Source organism: Bacteroides sp. L10-4 (assembly GCF_013373675.1).
Classification (GTDB): domain Bacteria; phylum Bacteroidota; class Bacteroidia; order Bacteroidales; family Bacteroidaceae; genus Bacteroides; species Bacteroides muris.
This window is the reverse complement of the sequence record NZ_JABXJH010000106.1, coordinates 1-6,150: the sequence shown is the minus strand read 5'-3', so window position 1 is coordinate 6,150 and position 6,150 is coordinate 1. Positions and strand designations below refer to the sequence as shown.

Annotated in this window: 8 protein-coding genes; 1 reads left to right on the top strand and 7 read right to left on the bottom strand. The window is 37.0% G+C overall.

Annotation, left to right across the window (positions count from 1 at the left end; genetic code table 11):
• The first annotated feature begins 209 nt into the window (after nucleotides 1–209).
• The gene (locus tag HU824_RS18930) at nucleotides 210–830 is read left to right on the top strand and encodes an SLATT domain-containing protein (RefSeq protein ID WP_176469696.1); all 621 of its coding nucleotides are present in this window, start codon (nucleotides 210–212) and stop codon (nucleotides 828–830) included.
• Nucleotides 831–984: 154 nt separating this feature from the next.
• On the opposite strand, the gene HU824_RS18925 is transcribed toward HU824_RS18930, so the two are convergent.
• From HU824_RS18925 to HU824_RS18895, 7 genes are all read right to left on the bottom strand, one after another.
• Complete coding sequence (locus HU824_RS18925) at nucleotides 985–1,269, bottom strand: hypothetical protein (protein WP_121736961.1); 285 nt, start codon at nucleotides 1,267–1,269, stop codon at nucleotides 985–987.
• A gap of 76 nt (nucleotides 1,270–1,345) precedes the next feature.
• Nucleotides 1,346–2,296: a HipA domain-containing protein gene (locus HU824_RS18920; RefSeq protein WP_176469695.1), complete on the bottom strand. Its 951-nt coding sequence runs from the start codon at nucleotides 2,294–2,296 to the stop codon at nucleotides 1,346–1,348.
• Entirely contained in the window at nucleotides 2,289–2,627 is a 339-nt protein-coding gene (locus tag HU824_RS18915; RefSeq protein ID WP_032595614.1) for a HipA N-terminal domain-containing protein, read from the bottom strand. Before HU824_RS18915 ends, HU824_RS18920 begins: the two co-directional genes overlap by 8 nt.
• Nucleotides 2,624–2,830, bottom strand: a complete 207-nt coding sequence (locus tag HU824_RS18910; protein WP_025073813.1) for a helix-turn-helix transcriptional regulator — start codon at nucleotides 2,828–2,830, stop codon at nucleotides 2,624–2,626. The genes HU824_RS18915 and HU824_RS18910 overlap by 4 nt, the downstream gene beginning before the upstream one ends.
• Nucleotides 2,831–3,327: 497 nt before the next feature.
• Complete coding sequence (locus HU824_RS18905; protein ID WP_176469694.1) at nucleotides 3,328–3,807, bottom strand: trypsin-like peptidase domain-containing protein; 480 nt, start codon at nucleotides 3,805–3,807, stop codon at nucleotides 3,328–3,330.
• Entirely contained in the window at nucleotides 3,794–4,426 is a 633-nt protein-coding gene (locus tag HU824_RS18900) for a hypothetical protein (RefSeq protein WP_135960047.1), read from the bottom strand. Before HU824_RS18900 ends, HU824_RS18905 begins: the two co-directional genes overlap by 14 nt.
• Nucleotides 4,427–4,428: 2 nt before the next feature.
• Nucleotides 4,429–5,979 (bottom strand): hypothetical protein, encoded by a 1,551-nt coding sequence (locus HU824_RS18895; RefSeq protein ID WP_255260569.1) that lies wholly within the window; start codon nucleotides 5,977–5,979, stop codon nucleotides 4,429–4,431.
• Between the last annotated feature and the right edge of the window lie 171 nt (nucleotides 5,980–6,150).

Sequence of the window (6,150 nt, the reverse complement as noted above, 5' to 3'; positions counted from 1 at the left end):
CGCTGAACAACTTTTCAAAGCATCGGTTACGATTTCCTCATATTGGTCAAGTGCTGTTTTGTTCATTGCTTTAATGTGTGGTAGGATACCATTAAAGATAATGAAAATCAGCCACTTGGCCTATTTTGTTATACTAAATATTATTTACTAACTCATTTGTTTTCAACGGATTAACTGTAATTTTAACGAAGTATTAATAATACATACGTATGAACAGTGAGTTACTCATAAAAATTGCCCAAAAGGGTTATAATGTTGCCTATGGTGCCAATATAAATTTTGCCACTTGCGATATCGTCAAGAAAATACCAGGATACGTTAGTTTTTTATCAATCATTGTAGGTATTCTGGGATTGGTCTACCCTCCCTTTGCTGAAAAATATGTATCGGTATTCATACTGATTCTTGGTATTGCAAGTGTCTATATCGAACGCTTTACTCCTAATATTGATAGTTATAGCAATAGAGGCATTGCCAATACTGATCAACTCAACAAGTTGAAAAACCTCTATTTTGAAGTAAAAAGAATGTCTGATAGTGCGGACTTTTCCACAATAGAAACTCGTTATACAGCGATAGAGGATGAATTTAATGCTAGTTCACAACCAGACCAAATTGTGTTCGCCAATTGGCTCGCACATTATAAGATGTTTTGCGAAAAGGATATGAGCTGGATGGACGAGCAACTACATTTCCATTGGTGGAAAGACAAAATACCAATGACCGCACATATAGTGATATATATATTGTTGCTGTCAATATTTGTGTATTACTGTGTAAAAATTCCAGTATTAAACGAATTCTTCTGCAAAATCTTTTATCTACAATAAAAATGGCTACATTACAGCTGTTCAGCAATCGGTAGCTAATAAGAATATCTTCAAATGAAACCATACAAAAATCTTGTGCCAAATGATTGAAGTGTTAATATATCACCGTAAAAATAGATGGCTGAACTGTGCAATAATACATAGATTCTGTTATCTATTTTTTGTACTCCATTGATTCCCTAATAATCTGTAGAGTTTCTTTTTTGTACTCCTTACGGTCATATTCCATACCTCTGCACATCCAACAACTACACGGTGTCCCGGTAGTCTTGTAAACTTGTGCACATTTCTCTTTGGCCAACTCAAACCAATGAGGATGTTCATAATGACTTCCATCCTCACGGATGATACAATGCCCGTAAGCAGCATAAAGAATCATGCGAGCCTTAAATATACGTGCCATTTGTTGGCGTCTCCAAAATTTGTTTCTTTTGTCCATCGTCTCTTTCTATTAAAGTTAGGATGAACAATGATGTTACTTTTGAAAGACCTAATGTATCCATAATATTGTATATTTATCGTTTTGTAGCATTTGTGTAAAGCCTCGCTATTCGCCCTCTCAACAATTCGCTATACTTTTCTTTCAAATCAGCATTTAGGAAAGAGTTTTGAATAACAGTCTCGAACTTGGGCAATAGTTTGATATACTTGTTTATCAGTCGTTCTACAATCACATTCTCTATACCCAAAGTAGCTGCCGATTTGATAAAATCCTCTCTTTGAAGCTTTTTCTTACGCCCGTTCAAGGTCAATGCCAGTTCTTCATCATCCTTTGGATTGATGATAGCCGCATTTAGCAAATCGTAAGCAGGGGTTAAACGTATCTTATCCGCAGTCTCATACAATGAAAAGTTTTTCAAGTGCATATCGTTATTTCCTGTCAGCCAAGAAAAAAGCACCAACTCTAAAAAATTGGTAACATCCATTTTAGGCATAGACGAATATTTCAAAACCGCCTTCCCGATACGCTCATAACTGCTCTTGTATTTATGCTCCGTTTGCCTTTCCGTCAATTGGCACATATCTTCCATCGCAATCTTCCCTCCGGCAGGAGTCCTGTCAATCCGACGAGTAAGATAGCATAGAGTATCATCTGCCATCCGCATCAGCGTGTGAGGAACGACCTCGATACGTGCCACCTCTGCAAGGTGCATGGTTAAATCCTCGACCTCCGGCATCATTTCATATTGCGAGGCCTGAGGTTTACAGATATAACCACCCCAAAGCCCGACAATGGTCAATCGTTTGCTGCCCTCATGCTCATTCAAATGCAAGGATAGCTTCGGCTGAACGCCAGTCAATGAAGTTTGGTCTTGAATAATCTGCAAAGCAAGCTGGTCTAATTGCTCCGTCGTATAATCAAGAACAGGCAATGTTGTTGTTCCGAAGAACTTCTTTATGCAAGCCGTGTGCATATCCTTTTCTCCCTTTAGTAGCGGACGATAACAATACAGACAATTACACATGGTTCACCTCCTTTTCTTCCATTGGAATAATGCTTACTGCTCCGATACAATCCTTACAGCATGTCAGCAACAACGACATCCGGTCAAGAATACTGATGTCTGTATTCCGCAATGCAACATCCAGCAGCCATCCTTCAGGTATCAAACCGTCGAAGAACGGAAACAGCACAGAACTTGTATATGTTTCTTCCTGTAAAGGCAATGTCAGACTGACAGCCTTTGCCGTTTCCGAAGAGAGATATTCCGGCAAATAACGGAACTCATATCCTGCATCGTTTTCAGTCAGAATCCCCGCCAATTGGTCTTTGTAAAATATATGAGCTTGCCTCATTGATTATCAGTTTTAGAAGTTGCAACCATTTCATAATTGAAGAAGTCAAGAAGCTGATTCACCTTATCAAGACGCAGCGTTTCCTTTCCCTGTTCGAGGTCTCGCACAAAGCGCAATCCTACCCCCGACTTCAACGAAAGTTCTTCTTGCGTCAGGTTATACTGCTTTCGCAACATCTTGACCGTAGTAGAGAGATTATTCATAAGCATCCTACTTTATACCTTTTCGGGTACAAAGTTAATATAAATATCTCACATTATACCACAAAGGGTATAATTTATTTTATTATCAGCATTATTATATCAGATAAGGTATAATATAGTAAGATTCAAAACCACAAATTAAAGTACACAAGCACTGCTCTACACTTTTTCAAGCGAATAATCCAGTTTCGCTACACTTTTTCCAACGAATCAAATATTTCATTGCACTGGACTAATAAAAATTCCACTGCAAACCACAGAAATTCCAAGAAAACCACTACCTTTGTATTCAGCAAGCGTTCTGTAACATCCATGCGGAAATATCCTATCATTCAACATGTTGAATCTGATAGCCAACATTCCACAAAATGGCTAAAAGAAGGCGGTACAACACGTATATGCAAAGCGGTGAAATACAACGATTTGCATTTGTCCCCACATTCTGTGTACTTGTAAAAACAGAGGTTGTACCGATTAAAATGAATGGTCACTGATAATTAGTGATGTAAATATGCTGCATCGGAAACATCTACACGGAATAGAATAAAATCTTCATTTTCACTGCTCATGATCACTTCCTCTACTTTGTACACCTTATCGCTTCCAGCTAATTTAATCCCTTCCTCACCAATGCCAGTTCCTTTGAACACATGATAATTGCTGACAGCCAAACCATCTTTGTTGATAAAGAATCCAGAACCTTGGTACATATTGTAGCCATCCGAAGTAAACACCATAAAAACTGACGTATTATATTTCGAAAAAATTTGAGAACCATCAAGCTTATTTTTATCACCACGATTATTTACAACTGATATTGTGACGTTCCTTGCTTTTTTATTAGGAGACACTAGTACTGACTGTGACTGTTGTGAAGTTACAATCTTATCATTCCTTTCACCATGTCCTGATTTATGAGCGCATGAATACAGACATATAATAGAAACTGTTGATATTATGAAATTATTTATTTTCATTGTTTTCAAAAATGTTTTTTGGCAATATATGAATAAGGAAACGCTGATTCTCTCTTTCGTCATTTGTTTCTCGCATAGAATGAGTATCAAGTTTGCCATCTCCACTGCCAGATATTAGAATTTCGCAATTACTCCCAAATGTAATACGTGAATCTTCAATCCAAAAACGCATAAGTGCTAATGCCCGTTGGTAACTTAATTCATAATTATAAAGGAAGTTGTCTTTTGACGCTTGCCCCTCTATTACAAGAATATATTGATTCTCACTATGGTTTTTTAAGAAATCTCGTATTTCGCGTCCTGCCGCAGCCAATTGACGTAATTGGGCTTCTTTATCCGTAGATACAATATCATTCAAGTCAGACTTTCCGGCAGGATAGCGAACTTGAATTGTTAGAACATATTTTTTGTAATCTGAACGATATTGAAAATAATCTCGACTTAAATCTTTTGTTGATTGCTCAACCTTTTTAATCTCTTGTAACTGAGCTTCTGTTGCCTCCATACGCTTATGTAGAAGAACAATTACAAGAATGAATAATACTAACATGACAAAAAACAAACTTGTCATCAAGTCTGAGTAACTTGTCCAAAAAAACGATTCCTTTTTCTGAGCCATAATTACTTTTTATTATTATCTTTAATAGAATCTGTTGTATTTAAGACCGCATCAGTAGTATTTTCTGCTTGTTTATTAACTATTTGCATCGGCAACTCTGTTGGCTGAATATGGATTTGTTGTGGCTGGCTCTTATCCTTTTTAACGGGGAAAAACATAAACACGATATTTAAAATGCAGGTAATGGCAATGATTACTAATGCAGCCCATCCTGAGACTTTCATCCACGCTGGTATGGAATCGCCAACACGAACACTATCATTTGTATCAAGTATTTTATTTACCTTTGTGGTCATCAAGGTTTGTTTGATAGACTGGGATATGTCATTCGCTAAACGGATGTTTGACATTTCTATTTTTTCAATCAGCTTGTCAAGTCTGACAGGAATTGCTGAAATTTCTTCCAATTGTTCAGACAATTGTGGCATTTGTGTCATTTGGGCACTAAATTGAGCCTTTAAATCATTTGTAAATTGTTCAAATGACTCTCGTTCAGATTTAAGAATTTCTTTGAATGACTCACTTTGTTCAATAAACCTTTTGTGCAGTTCTTCGACATTTGATGATGTAGATTCCTTTATATTTTGGAGAGACTCTTGAAGTGTCCTGTCTGCATCAGCTGTTGTTTTAGCTATTTCTCCTTTATGACGTCCAAAGAAATCTCTTATTTCTTCAAGTATGTGGATTCGATTTGCTTGTTCATTATACAATGATTCAAATCTATGTATAGCTTCGGTGTATCCTTCAATATCATTGAGATATTGATTAAATACTTCCAATTTGTCTGTGCATTGTTGTAATTCTTCAAGAACACGCACATTAGCTTTTGCCATTTTCATAACATCCATGTCATGAACCGCTTTTATTATATCCGCTTGTATTGCATAGGACTGATTAACGGCATTTAGCGTATTCCCAAGATTTGATGTGTTTTGTGCGAATGTATTGTTGAATTTATTGAGATTTCTTACGAGATTGTTAAGTGCCTCGGATGTATCAGATGGTAATTCAGGAAGAAGTTCTGATTGCATCCAAGCAAAAAAAGAATTTTTCCCGTCTTCCTCATTAAGTTTGCATCTTTTGAAGAGAAGAGAATTGACTGTCGTAAGCAGAATACCACAAATAGAAGCCAGCATTGCCCATGCGACACCACTTAAAAGAGAATTAATTCCAGAAGCGGCACTCTGTGAAGCATTATCGATAACTCCGCTACCGCTGCTCATAAGAGTCATTATTGCATTAGACTGTAACAAATCCCACAATCCCATAATAACACCAGCCATTGTACCAGCCAATCCCCAATAAAGTGGAATAGGTGTCTGTGTAGCTATGTCATTTTCTACAGAATCACAGTGACGGTCAACCGCATCTTTCAGAAGACCAAAATCAATAACTGAACCGGAGTTATTTCCAAGATATTTATTGATGGATGTAATAATGCCGATAAATATTTTGTTACCATCCCCATATATGCCATCCACAAGAGAGGTTTCTGCATTACGTCTTATTCGCCATGAAGTTGTACCAGTAAAGATGTTACTGAATTGGCGCATACGCAAAAAGTTCTTCACAAAGAAAAACAATTGCATAAATATGATAAGTAACTAATCAAAATTAAGCAGCATAATGGCTAAAGTTAATATTCAGTCGTGTTCCTATCGCCGCCAAAGCCCTGTTGGTGGCATAAAACAGCGATTCGGTAGTGACATAATCCTGTGGTCGGA

What these genes read in the sequence shown, in the direction of transcription:
- HU824_RS18905 (WP_176469694.1), bottom strand. Translation starts at nt 3,807, where the DNA reads ATGAAAATAAATAATTTCATAATATCAACAGTTTCTATTATATGTCTG.
- HU824_RS18930 (WP_176469696.1), top strand. Translation starts at nt 210, where the DNA reads ATGAACAGTGAGTTACTCATAAAAATTGCCCAAAAGGGTTATAATGTT.
- HU824_RS18895 (WP_255260569.1), bottom strand. Translation starts at nt 5,979, where the DNA reads ATGCGCCAATTCAGTAACATCTTTACTGGTACAACTTCATGGCGAATA.
- HU824_RS18915 (WP_032595614.1), bottom strand. Translation starts at nt 2,627, where the DNA reads ATGAGGCAAGCTCATATATTTTACAAAGACCAATTGGCGGGGATTCTG.
- HU824_RS18925 (WP_121736961.1), bottom strand. Translation starts at nt 1,269, where the DNA reads ATGGACAAAAGAAACAAATTTTGGAGACGCCAACAAATGGCACGTATA.
- HU824_RS18900 (WP_135960047.1), bottom strand. Translation starts at nt 4,426, where the DNA reads ATGGCTCAGAAAAAGGAATCGTTTTTTTGGACAAGTTACTCAGACTTG.
- HU824_RS18920 (WP_176469695.1), bottom strand. Translation starts at nt 2,296, where the DNA reads ATGTGTAATTGTCTGTATTGTTATCGTCCGCTACTAAAGGGAGAAAAG.
- HU824_RS18910 (WP_025073813.1), bottom strand. Translation starts at nt 2,830, where the DNA reads ATGAATAATCTCTCTACTACGGTCAAGATGTTGCGAAAGCAGTATAAC.